Source organism: Amycolatopsis sp. TRM77291 (assembly GCF_054166285.1).
The window spans coordinates 5,596,453-5,616,697 of sequence record NZ_JBSZHF010000001.1; the positions used below are offsets into that span (position 1 = coordinate 5,596,453).

A 20,245-nucleotide genomic window follows, 5' to 3' on the forward strand; every position below is an offset into this window, starting at 1 on the left:
CTCCTGTGGTCAGAGGGTGGACAGCACTTCGCGGACCGCGTGGACGACCTTGTCCTGGAGGTCGGGCGAGAGCGCGGGGTACATCGGCAGCGAGAAGATCTCGCCCGCCAGCTTCTCGGTGACCGGGAGCGAGCCCTTCTCGTAACCGAGGTGGGCGAACCCGGTCATGGTGTGCACCGGCCACGGGTAGCTGATGTTCAGGTGGATGTCGTAGGCCTTGAGGCGTTCGAGGATCTCGTCGCGGCGCGGGTGCCGCACGACGTACACGTAGTACACGTGCTCGTTGCCGGGGACGGTCTTCGGCAGCTTCAGCTCGGTGTCGCCGAGGGCGTCGACGTAGCGCCGGGCGACCGCCCGGCGTCCCGCCGTGTAGGCGTCGAGCCGCTTGAGCTTGCGCCGCAGGATCTCGGCCTGGACCTCGTCCAACCGGCTGTTGTGGGCAGGCGTCTCGACCGTGTAGTAGCGCTCCTCCATGCCGTAGTACCGCAGCCGGCGCAGTTTCGCGGCCACGTTCTCGTCGGAGGTGATGGCCGCGCCGCCGTCGCCGTACGCGCCGAGCACCTTGGTGGGATAGAAGGAGAACGCGGCCGCGTCGCCGGTCGTGCCCGCGATCGTGCCGTTCTGCCGCGCGCCGTGCGCCTGGGCGCAATCCTCCAAAATGGACAGTCCATGCTTCGCGGCGAGCGCCTTCAGCGGCGCCATGTCCACGCACTGGCCGTACAGGTGCACGGGCAGCAGGCATTTGGTGCGTTCGGTGATCGCCGCTTCGACCTGGCCGGTGTCCATCAGGAAGTCGTCCTCGCGGACGTCGACGAAGACCGGGGTGGCGCCGGTGCCGTCGATGGCGACGACGGTCGGGGCGGCGGTGTTCGACACCGTGATGACCTCGTCACCGGGGCCGACGCCCAGCGCCTGGAGGCCGAGCTTGATCGCGTTCGTCCCGTTGTCGAGCCCGACGCAGTGCCCGGCGCCGTGGTACGCGGCGAATTCCGATTCGAACCCGCGCAGGCTCGCGCCGAGCACGAGCTGTCCCGAGTTGAACACCGTCTCGACCGCGTCCAGCAGATCGAGCCGTTCGGTCTCGTATTCGGCGAGGTAGTCCCATACGCGCGTGGTCATGTGCGAGCCTTTCCGTGAACGGGGGTGGTCAGCGCGGCGACGGTGCGACGCACTCCTTCGGGCAGTGAGATCTCCGGACGCCAGCCGGTGATCGCCCGGAACGGCGTGGAATCGATGGTGACGCTGCGAAGATCCGTCGACGGCGCGTGCGACGGAGGCTCGACGCAGACCACGTCCACCGGATCGCGTCCGGTGTGCCCGGCCATTTCCTTCGCCACGAGCCGGAAGACGTCGGCCAGCTGGTCTCCCCGGCCGGCGCCGAGCAGCCAGTGGCCGCCGACCAGCGCGTCCGGGGCGGCCAGCGCCGCGGTGAACGCGGCCGCGATGTCCTCGACGTGGACCAGGTCGCGGCGCACGGTCCCGTCGCCCCAGATGGTGAGGTCGTGCCCGTCGAGCGCGCGGCGAGCCATGGCGGACACGACGCCGCGGTCGGAGTTCGCGCCCTCGGTCAGGGTCTCGCCGAACACCGTGGGCAGCCGCAGGCTGATCCCGCGCAGGAGGCCGTCGGCCGTGGCCTTCTTGAGGACCTGCTCCGCCGCCAGTTTCTGCTGGTCGTACGGGGTGCCCGGCTCGTCGGGCTCGCTCCCGTCGATGGGCTCCCGGGGCGGCACCCCGACCTGCGACGCGGCACCGCCGTAGACCACGAGCGGCTGTCCGCCGACCACGTCGACGAGGTCGCGCATCACGCCCAGGTTCACACGTTCGGCTTCTTCGGTCTCGGCGACGCGCCAGCCACCGTCGGCGAGGAGCAGGTACACGATCGCGTCCGAGCCCGCGACCGCTTCGGCCAGCGCGGCGCGGTCGGTCAGGTCGGCGGCGACGACGGTCGTTTCGGCCTGGCCGTCCGGTGGCGTGAGCCGCCTGCGCGACACCGCGCGCAACCGGATCGGTTGCCGCGCCAGCGCGCGCGTGACGGCCGAGCCGACGAAGCCCGACGCCCCGAGGACGGTGATCTGTTTCATTTCAAGCCCTCTCGTTGCGGCTGTGCCGTCGCGGCGTTGATACAGGCGAGCAGGGTCCGGGCTTCGACGTTGACGTAGTGCCCGTGCCGGGTGAGCGCGGTGAGCTGGCCGGGGGTGACCCAGGCGTAGCCTGGCGGGGCCTCGACCGTGTCGTCCGCTTCGATCGCGAGATACCGGGCCCTGACGTTGAGGAAGCGGCCGCCCTCTTCGGAATGCATGGCCTCGTACCGGATCCGCGATCGCGGCGCGTCCAGGACGAAGTCGAGGAAGGGCGGGCGGCTCTCCGCGGGCAGATGCGCGTAGTTCTGAGGCGTGCACTGGACGGTCGGCGCCAGCTCGACCGTGTCCAGGAATCCGCCGTCGGCCCGGGCATGCACCAGCACGTGGGGCACGCCGTCGATCTCGCGGACGAGGAACGCGACCACACCCGTGCCGACCGATTCCAGCAACGGCTGGGTCCAGCTGATCTTCTCGCGGTTGCTGCCTTTCACGGCGACCGCGAGGACCTTGAAATACCGGCCGTCCTCGTGCTCGATCGCTTCGACGCCCTGTTTCCAGCCGCGGACGTCCGTGAGCGGGATGCGCCGCGCCCGCACGTCGTGGCGCGAACGCTCGTTCGTGAACCAGGACAGGAGCTGGATGTCGGACAGCAGCGCGCCGGGGGCCTCGTCGTGGTACGGCAGACAGGACAACACGCTCCTGGCGTTCATGTTGATCGTCTCGTCCTCGTGCATCAGCTCCGCGATCTGGCCGAGGGTGAGCCAGCAGAAATCGTCCCACATCGGAACGTCGTCGACGGTCTCGACGATCATGTTGCGATTGGACTTGCGGAAGAACCACGAGCCCTGCTCGGCCTGCAGGACGTCGACGATGATCCGCTCCGGGTCGGGCGGGGCGAAGTACTCGATCAGTTTGACGTTCGTGCCGCCGTGCGCCTTGGTGTAGTTGCTGCGGGTGGCCTGCACGGTCGGCGAGAGCTGCACCAGGTTGGGGTTCCCCGGCTCCATCTTGGCCTGCATGAGGAAATGCAGGACACCGCCGAACTCCTTGGCCAGGATGCCGAGAATGCCCACCTCGGGCTGCTTGATGACCGGCTGCCGCCATTCGCGGTACGGGCCGTCGCCGTGGGGGCCGTCGGCCTCGACCACATGCAGGCCCTCGATCGCGAAGAACCGCCCGCTGCTGTGCACGAGATTCCCGGTCACGTCCTCGAACCGCCATTGGTCGAGCTCGGCGAACGGGATGCGTTCGACGTGGAAGACGTTGGCCTCACGGCGTTCGTCGATCCACGAGCGGACGTCCTTCGTCGCCATGTGGACGCCGCCGGTCGTCGCGGCCGACAGGGCGATGCGGTCGGCGTGGTCGCGGTCGTCGCGAGGGCGCACCGTCACGGGTGCGAGAAGGGGCAGCATGGACCTCACCTTTCGTAGGAACTGCCGGGTTCCGGCGCGTCCTGGCGACCGTGTCGCGAAAGCCACTTTCGCGACGTCTGATATCCCGAAAGTGGCTTTCGCGACACCACCTCCAGGCGGCCACGGACCGGGGTAGGCAGCGGCCGGGAGCCGGAACCCGCATCGCCACTCACGACCCGCTGTACCGAGTGCTCAACCGCCGGATCGCGNGCCACTTTCGCGACGTCTGATATCCCGAAAGTGGCTTTCGCGACACCACCTCCAGGCGGCCACGGACCGGGGTAGGCAGCGGCCGGGAGCCGGAACCCGCATCGCCACTCACGACCCGCTGTACCGAGTGCTCAACCGCCGGATCGCGCGCACCGAATCGCAGCCGGCCAGGCCCATCGCGTTCCGGAGTTCGACGGCGAGCAGGTCGAGCACCTGCCGGGCGCCCTCCTGGCCGTCCGCGGCCAGTCCCCAGATGACCGGCCGCCCGACCAGCACCCCGGACGCGCCGAGGGCGATCGCCTTGAGCACGTCCCCACCGGTCCGGATCCCGCCGTCCAGCAACACTTCGCAGCCGCCGGAGACCGCCTCCGCGATCTCGCCCAGCATCGTGATCCCCGGTACGGCGCCGTCCAACTGACGGCCTCCGTGGTTGGACACCACGATCCCGGCGGCACCCGCGTCGACGGCCCGCACGGCGTCCTCGACCGCGAGAATCCCCTTGAGCACCACCGGAAGGTCCGTATGCGCGCGGACGGCCTCGACGGATTCCCAAGTGGCCGGGGCGAATTCGCGCGCGGTGTGGTCGGCGACGGCGGAAAGCCCTTCGGTACGGCGATGCGCGGCCGCACCGGCGTCGAAGTTGGCCGCCGTCACCGATTCCGGCAACGCGAAACCGTTCCGCATGTCCCGCAGCCGCCGCCCCATCCACGGCACGTCGACGGTGAACACGATCGCCTCGCAGCCCGCGTCCTCAGCGCGGCGCACGAGCTCCAGCGACCGTTTTTCGTCGCGCAGCCAGTAAAGCTGGAACCACGGCCGTCCACCGACGGCCGCGACCTCCTCCAGCGGGACGCTGCTGAGCGTGCAGATCGTGTACGGCACCCCGGCGTCCCGCGCCGCCCGTGCCGCCGCGAGCTCACCCTCGGGATGGAACAACCGCTGGTACGCGACCGGCGCGACCGCCACGGGGAGCGCGGCGCGCCGGCCGAGGACCTCGGCCTCGGTGGTGCCGCCGGAGAGTTCGCGCAGCATCCGGGGGATCACGAAGATCCGCTCCAGCGCGGTGCGATTGGCCTCCAGCGAGGACTCGGCCCCGCTGCCCCCGGCGAGGAAATCCCAGATCTCGCCGGGGAGGGCCGCCCGGGCGGCACGTTCGAGGTCGTCCAGGCAGAGGTGGGTCATCGCTGGGCGGGGCCCAGCTTGCTCTGGCCGGTGCGCTCCAGTTCCACGGCTTCGTACAGGGCCTTGATGTTGGAGCTGCCGAACGTGCCGGCGCCCTGGCGCTCGATGATCTCGAAGAAGATCGTCTTGCGCGGGTGGGTCGAGGCGGTGAAGATCTGGAACAGCTGGCCGCCGTGGTCCTCGTCGGCGAGCAGCTTCGTCTCGCGCAGGTCGTCCAGCGAGTGCGTCTCCAGCTCGATCCGCTCGCCGAGCAGGTCGTAGTAGGCGTCCGGGGTCTTCAGGAATTCCACGCCCCGCGCGGAAAGCTCCTTGACCGCGCGGACCGCGTCCGGGCTGGTGAACGCGATGTGCTGGACGCCGGAGCCGTGGTGCTCCTTGATGAAGTCGTCGATCTGGCCGGGGTCGGCGGTCTTGTCGGGCTCGATCAGGGTGAGGGTGACCGCACCCGACATGCTCTGCACGACGGTGGAGTTCATCGCCTGGGCACCGACCACGATGTGCTCTTCGAAGATCTGCTTGAACCCGAGGGCGCGCTCGTAGAACGCCACCGTGGACGCGAGGTCGCCGGCGTTCAGGCAGACCGCGAAGTGGTCGATCTCGTTCAGGTCCACGCCGCCCTTGCCGCGGAAGGCTTCCGGCGCTTCCTCGGTGTCGTCGCTCTGGACGAGGGTGTGCACGACGTCGCCGAAACCGTTGACGGTGGCCGTGACGACCGAGTCGGCGCGCTTCTCCGGCTCGCGGATGGGCTGCGCGCCCGCCTTCACCGCGGTCTCGAAGGCGGCGGCCACGTCGGGAGTGCGCAGCGCGATGTCCGCCACACCCTCACCGTGGGTCTGCAGGTAGGTCGCGCCCGGGTGCCGGTCGGTCAGCGGCTCGGTGAGGACCAGCGCGATCCCGGCGTGCCGCAACGTCACGCTCCGGTGGTCCTCCGACCGGTCCGTGGCCGCGACGGAGAAGTCGTACCTGTCCATCCATCCGGACGCGGCGGCCTCGAGGTCGGCCACGTACATCTCCACATAGTCGATCTCGAAATTCTGCGTGTTTTCGTGAGCAGACAAGACATTCCTCCGTGGAATAGATGTGATCCTCATGGCAAGGATGGCGCGAAGCCGATTACGCATCAATGCTGTCCGCTTGACAGATGGTCCTAATAGGACAGTCAACGGCCGGTGAACCGCACCGGGAGCTCCCGGTACCCCTGCACGACGACCGCCCGCAACCAGGACGGCTCCTTCGTAAGCTCCACTCGCGACACTCGTGCGGCCACTTCCCGCAGCACGACCGCCAGCTCGATCCGCGCTAGCGCGGACCCGAGGCAGTGGTGCATACCGTGGCCGAAAGCGATGTGCCGATTGGGTTTCCGCCCGGGGCGGAACGTGTCGGGATCCTCGAACACGGCGGGATCCCGGTTCGCCGCGGGCAGCCACGCGACCACCGGCGTCCCCGGCTCCAGGTCGCGGCCGTTGAGGGTGACCTCCCCGGTCGTCACCCGCAGGACGTGCATCGCGGGTGAGGTCCAGCGCAGCACCTCGTCCACGACGGTGTCGACGTCCACGTCGCCGTCCCGCACCTGCGCCAGTAGCCCTGGCACGGTGGCGAAAGCGTGCACCGCGCCGGTGATCGCGTGGCGCGTCGTCTCGTTGCCGCCGATCAACACGTTGTCGCAGTTGAGCAACACGTCGTCGATCGACAGCTCGTCGTCGGAAAGCAAAGTGCTGACGAGGTCGTCACCGGGGCTCTCCCGGCGCGCGGTGATCAGTTCGTCGAAGTAGACGAGGATCTCGGTATGCGCCTGACGCGGCGTCATCCCGTCGAACAGCTCGTCCTCGCCGCCGAACGCGTGGTTGGTCAGGTCGATGAGCATGTCCTGGTCCTCGGCGGGCACGCCGAGGATTTCGCAGACGACGGCGGCGGGGATCCGCGGGCCGATCGCCGCGGCGACGTCGCACACGTCGCCGTCGAGCACCCGGTCCAGGACGGCGGACACCTCGGTCCGCACCCGCTCCGAGAGCTTGCGCGCCGCCGCCCTCGAAAGCAGCGGCCCGACCAGCTTGCGCAGTTTCCGGTGCTGGTCCTGTTCGGAGACCACCATCATCTGGCCGCCCGAGTTGTCGGGATGCTCGCGGTCGAACCCGATCATCATCCCGTATTCGGAGGTGAACGGGGCCGACGGCCCGAGCACCGCGGCGCACGCCCGATGCGAGAACACGGACCAGAACCCGCCGGGCGAGCTGCCCGGCTCGCTCCACACCATCGCGTCTTCCGCCGCGTACTCGCGCCACCGGTCGTGCCGGTCCAAAGTCGTGTAGAGGTCGGGATTTCCGAGGTCGACGGCTGTCGTCGTCTGCATGACTGGTCTCCAGGTCAGGTGTGGGCGCCGTCGAGCACCTTGGCCAGCCGGGCCACCGTCGGCGCGTCGAAGAACGCCTGCACCCTCAGCCGGATCTTCAGGCGTTCCCGGATCCGGCTCACGAGCCGGGTGGCGAGCAGCGAATGGCCGCCGATCTCGAAGAAGCTGTCGTCCACGCCGACGCTGCTGACGCCGAGCACCTCGGCGAACAGCTCGACCAGGATGATCTCCGTCGGGGTGAGCGGCTCCCGGCCCGCCGCGGCGCGCCCGGCGTGCTCCTCTTCGGGCGTGGGCAGGGCGACCCGGTCGATCTTGCCGTTGGGCGAGACCGGCAGGCTCGGCAACCCGACGATCACGTCGGGCACGAGATATCCGGGCAGCTGCGCGCGAAGCGGCGTCAGGATGCGTTCGGCGGGGACACGCTCGCCGCCGGTGCCGACCACGTAGGCGACGAGCCGGTTCTCGTGCTCGGTCACCACCGCCTGGGCCACCCCGTCGACCGCCAGCAGCGCGGCCTCGACCTCGCCCGGTTCGATCCGGTGGCCGCGCACCTTGAGCTGGTCGTCGACCCGGCCGACGAAGACGTACTGGCCGTCCGCGCGCGTCCGGACCCGGTCCCCGGTGCGGTACATGCGGCCGCCCGGGGTGCCGAAGGGATCCGGCAGGAACCGTTCCGCGGTCGCGGCCGCCCTCCGGAGATAGCCGCGGGCCAGGCCGGGCCCCACCGTGTACAGCTCGCCGACGTCCCCGTCCTCGACCGGCCGCAGCCTGTCGTCCAGGACGTAGGTGCGGACACCGGTGATCGGCCTGCCGATCGGCGGCGTCTCCTCACCGGTCAGCGGCTCGCTCGCGGTGACCGCGACCGTGGTCTCGGTCGGGCCGTAGGCGTTGATCATCACGCGGTCCACCGCCCACCGTTTCGCGACCGGGGCCGGGCACGCCTCGCCGGCGACCAGCAGCGTCAGCCCGGTGGGCAGGCCACCCGACTCCTCCAGCGGCGCCAGCGCGGACGGCGGCAACGTGACATGCGTGATGCGCTGTTCGCGCACCAGGCGGGAAAGCGGCTCACCGGGGACCAGATCCGGCGCGGAGGCCAGCACCAGGCAGCCGCCCGCCTGCCAGATCGGCCAGAACTCGGCGACCGCGGCGTCGAAACTGGGCGAGGCGAAGGCCAGCAACCTGCTGTCCGGCCCCAGTTCCTGGCGGCGCACGTAGTCGTCGGCCAGGTTCGGGATCCCGCGGTGCGTGACCAGCACGCCCTTCGGCCGCCCCGTCGAACCGGAGGTGTAGATGACATACGCCGGGTGGTCGGGACGCAGGGGGCTGATGCGCTCCTCGTCGTCCAAGTCCGGCTCGCGCAGCCCGGGCTCTCGTTCCACGGTGAGGACGACGGGGGCACCGGCCACGTCCTGCCCCGGCAGGCACAGCAGGCAGTGCGCCGCCGCGTCGTCCAGCATCTGCCGCTTGCGTTCCTCCGGATAGTCCGGGTCGACCGGGACGTACGCGGCGCCTGCCTTGTGCACGGCCAGGATCGCGATGACGAATTCGATCGACCTCGGCATCGCCAGCGCGACGAGCCGCTCCGGCCCGACGCCGTGCGCGACGAGCCGCCGGGCGAGGCGGTTGGCCTCGCCGTTCAGCTCGGCGTAGGTGAGGGTGGTGGTGTCCATCGCCACCGCCTGCCGATCCGGCAGGACGGCCGCGGTCGCCTCGAACAGATCGGGTGTCGTGGCCGCCGAAAGGACGGTCATACGGTCTCTCCCAGTGTCTCGCGCGATCCGGCGCGGAGGAACCGGATCAGCTCGCGGTTCACCGCTTCCGGGTTCTCCAGGTAACCGAAATGCCCGCACTCGGGGATCGTGCGGTAGGTCGCGCCGGGGATCGCGGAGGCCAGCTCCAGTCCGCCGGCGGGTGGCGCCACGAGGTCGTGCTCGAACGAGATGACGTGACAGGGCACCTTGATCGCCTTGTAGGCGTCGTGGCGGTCGGGCAACGCGCTCACCAGCAGCTGCGCCCGGACACCCGGCCCCCAGGCGGCGCTCGCCGCGAACAGGTCGAGCCAGTCGGCCGCGACGTCGTCGTCGGCCAGTGTCGCGGGCCCCAGGTTGTGCATGGCGCGGACGGCGGCGAGGAAACCGGGCGGCAGCTCGATCCCCTGCTCGATCAGCTGCGCCTCGCCCTCGGCGAGCTCCCGCTGGACGAGGCTGCTCTTGCCGCAGGCGGCCATCAGCACGACCGAATCCAGCAGTTCCGGTTGGGCGAGCGCGAGTTCCTGCGCGATGTACGAACCCATCGACGTGCCGATCACCCGGCAGGGCACCGCGTCCAGGTACTCGATCAGGGACGCGACGTCGTCGACGAGATCCGCGATCGTGAACCCGCCCGCGCCGTCGTCGCTCGGCGGGATCCCGCGGTTGTCCATGGTGATCACCCGGAAACCGGCGGCGCGGAGCGCGGGTACCTGATGGAGGTCCCACACCGAACTCGGCGCACCGGTGCCGGTCAGCAGAAGAACAGGCGGGCCGTCACCACAGTCGTTGTAGGACAACCGGATCCCGTTCTCGGTTGTCATCAGCATGATGTTCCTCCGGGAAAATGGCCGCTGCGCCGGGATTCGATGGTGCGGCGCGGATCCGACCGTACCTTCGGGGATCGAGTGTCCGGACCATTCGACGATGGACATTATTCGGAAATGGCGTCCACGGCCCGTTCTTGACACCTCAACGGCGTATGGAAATCCTAGTATTCATGGATTCAAACGGTCTGTCCACTCACTGGAACGTGGAAACGCTGCACGGATCGCTCACCGATCCGGCCATCTCGTCGATGAATCTGCTCAACGAACTGATCGACGAATACCCTGTGGCCATTTCCATGGCGGCAGGCCGGCCGTACGAAGAGTTCTTCGACATCCGGCTCATCCACGAGTACATCGACGCCTATTGCGCACATCTGCGCGAAGATCGGAAACTGGACGAGGCGGGGGTGACCCGCACGCTCTTCCAATACGGCACCACCAAGGGCGTCATCGCCGACCTCATCGCGAAGAACATCGCCGAAGACGAGAACATCGACGCCGCCCCGGAATCCGTCGTCGTCACCGTCGGCGCGCAGGAGGCCATGTTCCTGCTCCTGCGCACCCTCCGCGCGGGCGACCGCGACGTCCTGCTCGCGCCCGCCCCAACCTACGTCGGGCTGACCGGGGCCGCGCTGCTCACCGACACTCCCGTGTGGCCGGTGCGCTCGACGGAGAACGGCATCGACCCGGACGACCTCGTCCTCCAGCTGAAGCGCGCCGACGAGCAGGGCAAGCGGGTACGGGCCTGCTACGTGACCCCCAACTTCGCCAATCCCACCGGCACCAGCATGGATCTGCCGTCGCGGCACCGGCTCCTCGACGTCGCCGAGCAGAACGGGATCCTGCTCCTGGAGGACAACGCGTACGGGCTGTTCGGCTCCGAGCGGCTGCCCTCGCTGAAATCCCTCGACCGGTCGAACTCCGTGGTCTACATCGGTTCCTTCGCCAAAACCGGCATGCCCGGCGCCCGCGTCGGCTTCGCGGTGGCGGATCAGCGGATGGCCGACGGCGGCCTGTACGCCGACCAGCTTTCGAAGCTCAAGGGCATGCTCACGGTGAACACCTCCCCCATCGCCCAAGCCGTGATCGCCGGGAAACTCCTGCTCAACGACTTCAGCCTCACCAAGGCGAACGCGCGGGAAATCGCCATCTACCAGCGCAATCTGCGACTCACGCTGAGCGAACTCGACCGGCGGCTCGGCTCGTGCGCCGGCGTCAGCTGGAACACGCCGACCGGTGGATTCTTCGTCACCGTCACGGTCCCGTTCGTCGTCGACGACGAACTCCTGGAAGTCGCCGCCCGCGACCACGGCGTGCTGTTCACGCCGATGCACCACTTCTTCGGCGGCAAGGGCGGATACCACCAGCTGCGGCTGTCGATCAGCCTGCTCACTCCGGAACTGATCGAGGAAGGTGTCGCGCGGCTCGCGGCGCTCATCACGCCTCGGCTTCCCTGAGGTCGCTCGGGTACGGGAATGGCCCCCATCCGCGGTTCGGGATGGGGGCCTTTTCGTGTATCGGGAAGTTGCGAAAGCCACTTTCGCAACGTTGAAGGTTGCGAAAGTGGCTTTCGCAACGTCCGCCGCGGCAGGGGCGAGTAAAAGCGACGCTCCCGACCGGCGGTGTCGCGAAAGCCACTTTCGGGACACCNCGTGCCCGGCCACGACCGATGTTGCGAAAGCCACTTTCGCAACGTTGAAGGTTGCGAAAGTGGCTTTCGCAACCCCCGAGCCCCGCGACCGACTCCCAGGAGTACGTGAAGGGGGCGTTCACGTACTTGCAGCACGAGGGGTTCGCAAACCGAAAAGCGCGAAGGTGACATTGCGTGAGGGGTGTGTGGAAATAGAGACGTTGAGTGTCCCTATTTCCACACACCCCGCCATGAGAGGTACGTGAAGGGGTCCTTCACGTACTCGCGGCAGACAGCGCACGTCGCGAAAGCCACTTTCGGGACATCAGACGTCCCGAAAGTGGCTTTCGCTCGCGAAAGCCACTTTCGGGACATCAGACGTCCCGAAAGTGGCTTTCGCGACACGGGCCGGGCAACCGATCAGGGTTTGGTCCCGGTCACCAGCGCGTGCTCGAACGGCAGTTCCACCGAACGCACGTCCACACAACCCACCGACTTGAGCCACGCCGACGCCTCGGCCTGCGGCCAGGCCATCCCGCGTCCGGTGGCGAGAATGTTGAGGTACAACGAAAGCCGCGCGGAAAGCGGGCCGCCGGTCTCGTCGTCCGCGGCCGCGAAGCCGTAGATCGAGATCTTCCCGCCGGACGGCAGCACCTCGTACGCCTTCGCCAGCAGCATGACGCACTGCTCGGCTGTGAAGGTGTCGAGCACGTGGCTGAACAACGCGTGGTCGGTGCCACCGGGGAAGGCGTCGGTCAGCAGGTCGGCCGGGTGCAGGGTGAGCCTGTCGGTGACCTCGGCGGGCACGCGCTGTTCGGCCAGCTCCACACTGCTGGGCAGGTCGAGCAGGGTGGCCTTGAGGCCGGGGTTGGCCTTCAGCAGGGCCGCCGCCGTGGTGCCGTCGCCGCCGCCGACGTCGAGCAGGTGCCGCGACGACTTGACGTCGATGTGCTCCAGCAGCCCCGGCATCGTCTGCAGCGAGAACGCCGACATCGCCGTGTAGAAGATCCGCGCCTTCTCCGGGTCGTTGCCGAGCCGCGCGTACAGCGTGTCCCCCGGGCCGTCGAGGGCGTCGAGGGCCTCGTTGGTGCCGGCGCGCAGCGCGGAGGTCATCCGCGCGAACGCCGGGTAGTAGATGGTCTTCCAGCTGAGCAGGATGTGCTGCCAGCTCTCCGGTCCGGTCGTGGCGAGCAGTTCGGTCGCGACCGGGTGGTTCACATAGTCGACGCCCCGCTTCTCGATCAGGCCCGACGTGGTCAGCGCGAGCATCAGGACGCGGACCTTGTGCGGCTCCAGGCCGGTGAACTCACCGAGCGCCGCGGCGTCGGCACCGCCGCGCTCTTCCAGGAAGTCGAAGATGTCCAACTCGATACCGGACACCACCGCGTTGAACAGGGCGGGACCGTTGGCGATCAGCTGGAAGCGGCGGTGGACCTCGGTGGAGTCGAGCGATTCCTGCATCGGCAGATTTCCTTTCCGGCCGGCGGAGACTTCCGCAGACGTTGAGAACGACACCGGCCCGCCTCAGAACGAGCCGGACGCCGGTCCGGCATTGGCGTCGAAAGAGCTGCCGGAGTAATCGGGATGGAGTACGGAGAAGGCATAGGTGGCGGGCGCGGCGATCATCGCCGCGACACCGACGACGAGGGCGGCGGTGACCAGCGATTTCGAAGCGTTCTCACGCGTTCGAGCCACGATCAGCACGACGAGGGCGGCCACCCCGAGTGCGAGCGTGCCCCATTTCGCCCACGGCAAGAAGTTCGGGTAATGGGACCACAGCCAGGCGCCCCAACCCAGCTCCGCCGCGATGGCGATCGGCAGGAGCCAGCCCTGCCTGCCGCCGTTGTGGTACGCCCGCCAGAAAGTGACGATGCCGAGCGCGGAAAGCGCGGCGATCGCCGGAGCCAGAGAGGCCACGTACGCGGTGTGCGCGACAGCGCTCGCACTGAAGACGAAGAGGAAGGTCACCAGCCAGACGCCCCACATCATCAGCCCGCCGCGCACCGGGTCGGTGCGCTCGGCGCGGCGCCACCACCAGAGCCCGCACAGCAGGGACAGGAGGGCGAGCGGGAACAACCAGGCGATCGCGACGCCGAGGTGACCGTCGAGCAGTTTGGTCGCCCCCATCGGATCCGCCCGAGTCTCCATTTTGGACTCGTCCGGCTGCGGACCGCCCGGGCCGAGTGGCTGGCCGCCTTCGGCCTTCGGGCCGAAGTCACCGTTCTGTTCGTCCTGGTGTTTGGTCCCGAAGTTCCCGTTCTCGTCCAGCCCCTGCCCGCCGCCGGGGCCTTGCGGATCGCCGGGGCCACCGCCGGGGCCGTCACCCGGACCGCCCTCGGGTCCTCCAGGCCCGCCGGGGCCACCGGGGAAGTCGCCAGGACCGCCACCGGGACCACCCGGGCCGAGCGACGGCAGGCCACCGCGGCCGTTCGGGTCCTCGGCGCCGGGCAGGTGGATGCCGACGCGGCCGAGACCGTTGTAGCCGAACACCATGGCGAACGCGCTGTTGTTCGTGGTGCCGCTGACATGCGGACGCGAGCTGTCCGGAGTGAAGGTGTAGAGCGCGATCCACGACAGCGACACCGCCAGCGTCACCACACCGGCGAGCGCCAGATGCTTCACCCGGCGACGCAGTTCCACCGGGGCGCTCAGCAGGTAGCCGATGGCCAGCGCGGGCAGGATCATCCACGCCTGCACCATTTTCGCCTGGAAGCCGATGCCGACCCAGACACCGGCCCAGACCAGCGACCGGAGCCGCGCCTCGAGCACGGCGCGCTGATAGGCGTCGACGGCGAGCACCAGGCACATGGTGAGCAGGCCGTCCTGCATGCTGTGCCCGAACATGGACGCGAGGACCGGGGTGAGGGTGAAGATGCCGGCGGCGAGCAGACCGGGCACCACACCCGCCCAGCGACGCACGACCCGGTACAGCACCAGTACCGAGATCACGCCTTCGATCACCTGCGGCAGCGCCAGCGACCATTCGTGGTAGCCGAAGATCTTGGCCGAGATGGCCTGCGGCGCGAACGATCCGGCGAGTTTGTCGAGCGTGTACGTCGCTCCCGGGTCGACGGTGCCGTAGAAGAACGCCTTCCAGCTCTCGGACATGCTCTTGGCCGTGTCCGAGTACAACGGCGCGAAGTCGACCCTCGGCAGGTTCCAGGCGTAGAGCACCAAGGCCACGAAGGCGATGGCCAGCAGCACCGGCCGGGCCCACCGCGGCTGATCGGCGGGTGAGCGCCAGAACGCCCAGCGGCCGCGCACGGCTTCAGGGGCGGGGTCCGGCGACGGTGACGGCAGATGGGTGAGTGTTGCGGACACTCCGGTACCTCGCTTAACCGTTGTTTTCGTCGAGGAGAACGGGCCAGGTGGTTTCGCCGAATCCGCCCCGCGGCGAGTTCTTCCGCGCGTGCTCGTCCAGCCTTGCGAACAGATTCTTGTTCCTGCCGTTGAGCATCGCCAGCTGCGAAGAATAGCACTCGACGGCTTCTCGTTTCCGTTTCCAAGTCTCCGTCGTCGCGGATTCGAATTCGGAAGTGCCGAGCCGGAAACCGGCGGGAAGTTCGATCGATCCCGGTTTGAACATCGAATAGGGAAGGTCTTCCCAGAGCCGTATCGGAACGTTCTTCGCGCGCACGGCGGAGAACACTGCCAAGGCGGCGTCACGGGTGGCCAGGTTGTCGGGATGGTCGACGACGGCCGCGCACGTGACGATCAGCGTCGGCTCGAACTCCGCGACGGTCGCCTCGATGTCGTCCCTGATCTCGGCGACCAGACCGTCGTCGCCCGGCGAATCCTGGGCCACCGCGAGCTTTTGGCCGCCCTCCACGTGATCGGTGAGCCACCGGCCGTCCGGCAGCCTCCGGTAGATGGAGTCGAGGAACCGGCCGTGCCGGTACGCCAGCCCCAGGTGGGCGAGCGCGGCGATGTCCTCGTTGCGGCGATGGAGCGGCGCGTCGTCCTCCGGGGAAAGCCCCCAGACCGCGTGCATTCGTTCCGCCGCCGCGGAATAGGGAGGCGGAGCAGTTCCCGCGAAGACCGTGTAGACGAGTACCTCCGCGCCGTCCAGCGCCGCTTGGGCGAGGCTCGCGCCGAGGGAAAGGACCGCGTCGTCCAAATGCGGGGAGATCGCCAGCAGCCGGGTCGCGCCGGAGCGTGGAAGCATGGTGCTGATTTTGGTTACCGCCTTGTCGGGCTTCAACTTGTGAGCCTGGACAGCGTCCGGACTTCGGCGCGCACGAATTCCGCGGTCACCGTCGTCCCGTCGGTGCGGATCGTGCCGGCGACGGCTTTCGCGCGCGCCGCCGTTTCCGGGGCCAGCGCCGTGACGAGCGCGGCGGACAGCGAATCGACCGTCGGGTTCGGTCCGTCGTGCGCCACCCCGATGCCGAGTTCGGCCACCTTGGCGGCGAAATGCGGGTGGTCCGCGATCTGCGGGACCACGACCTGCGGAACCCCCGCGAGCGCCGCCACATGTGTCGTGCCGGTGCCACCGTGGTGGACCGCGGCGGCCACGCGGCCGAAGAGCGCTTGCAGGTTTTCCTCACCGACGGCAAGACAGTCGGCGCCGTCGTCCGGCAACGTCAAACCCGCCCAGCCATGGGAAAGAACAACCCGGCGTCCCTGGGCACGGATCGCCTCGACGGCCACCTTGGCGATGTCGGCGGGAGCGGGCGAGCAACCGAAACCGACGTACACCGGCGCTGGACCGTCGGCGAGGAACGCCTCCAGCTCAGCGGAAAGCGGACGATCGTCGCCGTGGACCCACGCACCGGTCTGGACGCCGCCGGCCGCCGGTGCCAAGAGCGGATCCGCCGCCAGCAAGGGCTTGTCGGTGGTGCTGAAGTCGTACAGGTCCTTCACCGGCGGGAGACCGATCGAGGCCCGGAGCTCGTTGAGCGCGCCGCCGAACATCCCGTCGGCGCCGTTGTTGTACATGCCCCGGTGTTCGGGCGACGGCACGAGCGCAGGCGAGGGAACGACGTAGAAGTACGGGATGCCCAGCTTCTCGGCCACCGAACGGACACCGATCGCGCCCGACAGCAGGCCGGTCGCCACCACCGCGTCACAACCCTCGGCGGCCGCCGGGATCTTGTCGAACTGCTCGGCGATCCCCGCGATCGCGGCTTCGGGCGATTCGGGCGGTCCGCCCAGCTTGCCCGCCTCTTCGAGCACGGGCTTGCCGACCACGACGTGCGGCACGCCGACCTCGGCCAGACGCGCCGTGTAGTCGGGCGGGGCGCACATCCGCACCTCGTCGCCTTGCTCGCGCAACCGCAGCGCCAATGCCACCAGCGGTTCGACCTCGCCGCGGGTTCCGTACGACCAAAACAACACGCGCATTTCGTATCCCCTGGTGTACTTCAGCGCCGGACCGCGGCGATGCCCACCGTGGCGTAGTTGATGGTGAACGAGCCACCGATGTCGTCGATGGCCGAGCCGAGATACGCCAGGAACCGGGCGCGCGCGTCCTCCGCGAGGTGGTTGAGCCCGCCCTGCGTCGGGATCTGGTCCAGCCACTCGTCACGGGTGCAGACACGCGACCACTCGAAGCGCAGTTCCTCCGGCCGGCTGAACGCGCCGGTCCGGAGGATGCCTTCCGCCGCCTTCACGTACTGCTTGGCGTAGACCTGCTGGACGTACTCTTCGACGTCTTCGTCCTTTTTGGACGGTGGCTCGAACTTCACGTCCGGCATCGCGTGCCGGTACGCCTCCCCCTGCGCCGTCATGACGGCCTCCGGGAGCTCGAAACCATTGTCGAACAACGCGATCAGCCCATTCGGCGCGAGCACGTCCGCCACCTTGGCCGCGCCCGCGAACGGGTCCACCCAGTGCCAGGCGGTCCCCGAGGTGACCGCGTCGAAGGTGCGGCCGGCCGGGTCCCAGTCCTCGAACTTGGCGACCTCGACGTCGAGCCCGCGCCTGCGGGCGACCTCCGCCATCCGCGCGTCCGGCTCGACGCCGAGCACCGTGCACCCCGCCGCCTGGAACGGGCGGGACGAAAGGCCGGTGCCGCAACCGACGTCGACGAAGTTCTTGCCGGGGCTCATCGAGACGACCCGGTCGACCAGTGCTTCGGGGTAGGTGGGCCGGGCGCGGTCGTACCGTTCGGCGTCGGCGCCGAACCACTGCGCCATCTGCCGGTTCTCGTGCGGTGCTGCAGCCAGATCGGACATTTTCCTCACCCTGGTCGGTTGATGGTCAGACGGAAACGCGGCCGACGGCGGCGCGTAGACGCTCCGCGGCGACGGTGGTTCCGTCGGTGCGGAGCGTGTCCGCGACGGCTTTCGCGCGGGCCCGGGTCTCCGGGGACAGCGCCGACGCCAGCGCGGCGGACAGCGAGTCGAAGGTCGGGGCCGGGCCGAACTCCTCGAACGCCACGCCGATGCCCAGCGCGGCCACCTGCTCGGCGAAGTACGGCTGGTCGGTGATCTGGGGCAGCACGACCTGCGGGACACCCGCCCGCGCGGCGACCGTCGTCGTGCCCCCGCCGGCGTGGTGGACGACGGCGGCGACGCGGCCGAACAGCGCCTGCAGGTTCACCTCGCCCACGGCGAAGCAGTCGGCTCCGTCGTCGGGGAGCGCCATGTCCGCCCAGCCCCGCGAGAGGACCACCCGGTGCCCCTGCGCGCGGATCGCCTCGACGGCCAGCTTCACCGTGTCCGCGATTTCGGGCGTGCTGCCGAAACCGACGTACACCGGCGGCGGACCGGCGGCGAGGAACGCCTCCAGGTCGGCGGGAAGCGGCCGCTCGCTGCCGAAACCGACGTACACCGGCGGCGGACCGGCGGCGAGGAACGCCTCCAGGTCGGCGGGAAGCGGCCGCTCGTCGGGCAGGATCCACGCGCCGGTCTGCACGGCGGCGGCGAGGAACGCCTCCAGGTCGGCGGGAAGCGGCCGCTCGTCGGGCAGGATCCACGCGCCGGTCTGCACGGCGCCGAGTTCGGGCCGGGGCGGAGCGAGCACCGGATCCGCCGCCATCCAGGGCTGTTCGGTGAAGCCGTACTGGACGAGGTTCTCCACCGGCGGCAGTCCGAGCGCCGCGCGACGGCCGTTGAGCGCGTCCGAGTACCGCCGGGAGAAGACCTCGTTGTAGAAGTCCCACAGCGCCCGGTTGTCGTCCATGGCCTCCTTGGGCGGACGGCCGTCGCCCCGAGACAGGGGCGGCGGGTAGTACGGCGACGGCAGGTAAATCGGGCAGTACGCGGCGTAGAAGTACGGGATGTCCAGGCTTTCCGCCACCGACCGGACGCCGATGGCGGCGGACAGGACGCCGGTCGCCAGCACCACGTCACAGCCCTCGGCCGCCGCCGGGACCGCGTCGAACTGCTCGGCGAGCTCGTCGGCGGGGCGCCGGGGCTCCGGCCCCTCCGCCATCCCCCGCATCATGGCGCGCAACGACTGCCCGACCGGGACGAACGGGACGGCGAACTCGGCCAGCCGCTCCCCGGTGTCCGGCGGCGCGCACACCCGCACCTCGGTGCCGAGTTCCCGCAACCGCACCGCCAGCGCGACCACCGGTTCGACGTCTCCGCGGAGACCGGTCGTCGACAACAACACACGCATCTCGTACCCCTGGCTTCAGACGGAAACGCGGTCGACCGCGTCGAGGAGGAATTTCGCGGCCACGGCGGCCCCGTCGGTGCGGACCGTGCCCGCCACCGCCGTCGCCCGCTCCCGGGTTTCGGGGGCGAGAGCCGTTTCGAGCGCGGCCGACAGGGAATCGAAGGTCGGTGTCGGGCCGTCGTGCGCCACGCCGATGCCCAGCTCGGCCACCCTGCCGGCGAAGTACGGCTGGTCCGCCATCTGCGGGACGACGACCTGCGGGACACCCGCCCGCGTGGCCGTGGTCGTCGTGCCCGCGCCGCCGTGATGGACGGCGGCGGCGACCCGGCCGAACAGGAGCTGCTGGTTGCCCTCCCCCGCGGCGAAGCAGTCGCTCCGGTCGTCGATCAGCGCGAGATCGGCCCAGCCGCGGGAAATGATCACGCGGCGGCCGTGGGCCCGCACCGCTTCGATGGCGACCTTAGCGGCCTCGTCGGGAGCGCGCATGCTGCCGAATCCGACGTATACCGGCGGCGGACCGGCGGCGAGGAACGCCTCCAGCTCCGGGGAAAGCGGCCGCTGGTCGGGCAGTGTCCAAGCGCCGGTCTGGACGACGTCGAGATCCGTCGGCTGGAGCGGGGCGAGGGACGCGTCGGCGGCCAGCAGCGGGTGATCGGTGAAGCCGTACCCGAAGATGTCCTCGACCGGTGGGAGACCGATCGCGGCCCGCTGACTGTTGAGCGGCTCGCCGAAGCGCTTGAGCGCGCTCCGGCTGTTGCGCTCCCACAGCGCCCGGTTGTCGGTGCCTTCCGGCGCGGGCGGCTCGCCGAGCGGGGGCGGCGGCGCGTAATGCGGCGACGGGATGAAGCGCGGGCAGTAAAAGCCGTAGTAATAAGGGATTCCGAGTTTCTCCGCCACGGACCGCACGGCGACCGCGGTGGCCAGCATCCCGGTCGTCACCACGACGTCACAGCCCTCGGCGGCCGCCGGGACCTCGGCGAACTGGACGGCCATCGCCTCGGCCGAAAGCCGCGGACCGTCCTCGGGAGACGGCGGCTTCGCCCCCTTGATCGCGGTGCGGGTCGACTGGCCGACCGGCACCAGCGGGACACCGACCCCGGCCAGCCGCTCGGAGGAGTCCGGTGGCGCGGCCATCCGCACCTCGGCGCCCGCCTCCCGCAGCCGTACGGCCAACGCCACCAGCGGCTCGACGTCCCCTCGGCTTCCGGACGTCGCCAGCAACACGCGCTTCACGTA

Annotated in this window: 16 protein-coding genes; 1 reads left to right on the top strand and 15 read right to left on the bottom strand. The window is 69.5% G+C overall.

Features of this window, described 5'->3' with window-relative positions; genetic code table 11:
• Positions 1 to 9: 9 nt before the first annotated feature.
• From ACXIZN_RS25815 to ACXIZN_RS25850, 8 genes are all read right to left on the bottom strand, one after another.
• Positions 10 to 1,119, bottom strand: a complete 1,110-nt coding sequence (locus tag ACXIZN_RS25815) for a DegT/DnrJ/EryC1/StrS family aminotransferase (protein WP_457957372.1) — start codon at positions 1,117 to 1,119, stop codon at positions 10 to 12.
• On the bottom strand, positions 1,116 to 2,081 hold the full coding sequence (locus ACXIZN_RS25820) for an NAD-dependent epimerase/dehydratase family protein (RefSeq protein ID WP_457957373.1): 966 nt from the start codon (positions 2,079 to 2,081) through the stop codon (positions 1,116 to 1,118). The genes ACXIZN_RS25815 and ACXIZN_RS25820 overlap by 4 nt, the downstream gene beginning before the upstream one ends.
• Positions 2,078 to 3,493, bottom strand: coding sequence for an NDP-hexose 2,3-dehydratase family protein (locus ACXIZN_RS25825; RefSeq protein ID WP_457957375.1), 1,416 nt, complete (start codon positions 3,491 to 3,493; stop codon positions 2,078 to 2,080). Before ACXIZN_RS25825 ends, ACXIZN_RS25820 begins: the two co-directional genes overlap by 4 nt.
• A gap of 318 nt (positions 3,494 to 3,811) precedes the next feature.
• On the bottom strand, positions 3,812 to 4,885 hold the full coding sequence (locus ACXIZN_RS25830) for an alpha-hydroxy acid oxidase (RefSeq protein WP_457957376.1): 1,074 nt from the start codon (positions 4,883 to 4,885) through the stop codon (positions 3,812 to 3,814).
• Entirely contained in the window at positions 4,882 to 5,943 is a 1,062-nt protein-coding gene (gene hppD, locus ACXIZN_RS25835) for a 4-hydroxyphenylpyruvate dioxygenase (RefSeq protein ID WP_457957378.1), read from the bottom strand. Before hppD ends, ACXIZN_RS25830 begins: the two co-directional genes overlap by 4 nt.
• Before the next feature lie 101 nt (positions 5,944 to 6,044).
• On the bottom strand, positions 6,045 to 7,235 hold the full coding sequence (locus ACXIZN_RS25840) for a cytochrome P450 (protein WP_457957380.1): 1,191 nt from the start codon (positions 7,233 to 7,235) through the stop codon (positions 6,045 to 6,047).
• 14 nt (positions 7,236 to 7,249) lie between these two features.
• The gene (locus ACXIZN_RS25845) at positions 7,250 to 8,986 is read right to left on the bottom strand and encodes an amino acid adenylation domain-containing protein (protein WP_457957382.1); all 1,737 of its coding nucleotides are present in this window, start codon (positions 8,984 to 8,986) and stop codon (positions 7,250 to 7,252) included.
• Positions 8,983 to 9,813, bottom strand: a complete 831-nt coding sequence (locus tag ACXIZN_RS25850) for an alpha/beta fold hydrolase (protein ID WP_457957383.1) — start codon at positions 9,811 to 9,813, stop codon at positions 8,983 to 8,985. Before ACXIZN_RS25850 ends, ACXIZN_RS25845 begins: the two co-directional genes overlap by 4 nt.
• Before the next feature lie 170 nt (positions 9,814 to 9,983).
• Here ACXIZN_RS25850 and ACXIZN_RS25855 point away from each other — a divergent pair, with 170 nt between their 5' ends.
• Complete coding sequence (locus ACXIZN_RS25855; RefSeq protein WP_457957384.1) at positions 9,984 to 11,270, top strand: aminotransferase-like domain-containing protein; 1,287 nt, start codon at positions 9,984 to 9,986, stop codon at positions 11,268 to 11,270.
• Between the two features lie 593 nt (positions 11,271 to 11,863).
• Here the strand turns inward: ACXIZN_RS25855 and ACXIZN_RS25860 are convergent.
• The 7 genes from ACXIZN_RS25860 to ACXIZN_RS25890 all read right to left on the bottom strand — a co-directional run bounded on the left by ACXIZN_RS25860 (position 11,864) and on the right by ACXIZN_RS25890 (position 20,242).
• The gene (locus tag ACXIZN_RS25860; protein ID WP_457957386.1) at positions 11,864 to 12,904 is read right to left on the bottom strand and encodes a methyltransferase; all 1,041 of its coding nucleotides are present in this window, start codon (positions 12,902 to 12,904) and stop codon (positions 11,864 to 11,866) included.
• A gap of 63 nt (positions 12,905 to 12,967) precedes the next feature.
• Positions 12,968 to 14,764 (bottom strand): ArnT family glycosyltransferase, encoded by a 1,797-nt coding sequence (locus ACXIZN_RS25865; protein WP_457957387.1) that lies wholly within the window; start codon positions 14,762 to 14,764, stop codon positions 12,968 to 12,970.
• A gap of 13 nt (positions 14,765 to 14,777) precedes the next feature.
• Positions 14,778 to 15,608, bottom strand: coding sequence for a PIG-L deacetylase family protein (locus tag ACXIZN_RS25870; protein WP_457957389.1), 831 nt, complete (start codon positions 15,606 to 15,608; stop codon positions 14,778 to 14,780).
• A gap of 32 nt (positions 15,609 to 15,640) precedes the next feature.
• Positions 15,641 to 16,786, bottom strand: coding sequence for a glycosyltransferase (locus tag ACXIZN_RS25875; protein ID WP_457957390.1), 1,146 nt, complete (start codon positions 16,784 to 16,786; stop codon positions 15,641 to 15,643).
• A 20-nt stretch (positions 16,787 to 16,806) separates the two neighbouring features.
• The gene (locus tag ACXIZN_RS25880; RefSeq protein ID WP_457957392.1) at positions 16,807 to 17,619 is read right to left on the bottom strand and encodes a class I SAM-dependent methyltransferase; all 813 of its coding nucleotides are present in this window, start codon (positions 17,617 to 17,619) and stop codon (positions 16,807 to 16,809) included.
• Positions 17,620 to 17,644: 25 nt separating this feature from the next.
• The gene (locus ACXIZN_RS25885; protein WP_457957393.1) at positions 17,645 to 19,009 is read right to left on the bottom strand and encodes a glycosyltransferase; all 1,365 of its coding nucleotides are present in this window, start codon (positions 19,007 to 19,009) and stop codon (positions 17,645 to 17,647) included.
• 15 nt (positions 19,010 to 19,024) lie between these two features.
• A complete protein-coding gene (locus ACXIZN_RS25890) occupies positions 19,025 to 20,242 on the bottom strand; it encodes a glycosyltransferase (RefSeq protein WP_457957395.1) in 1,218 nt (405 codons plus the stop codon).
• Between the last annotated feature and the right edge of the window lie 3 nt (positions 20,243 to 20,245).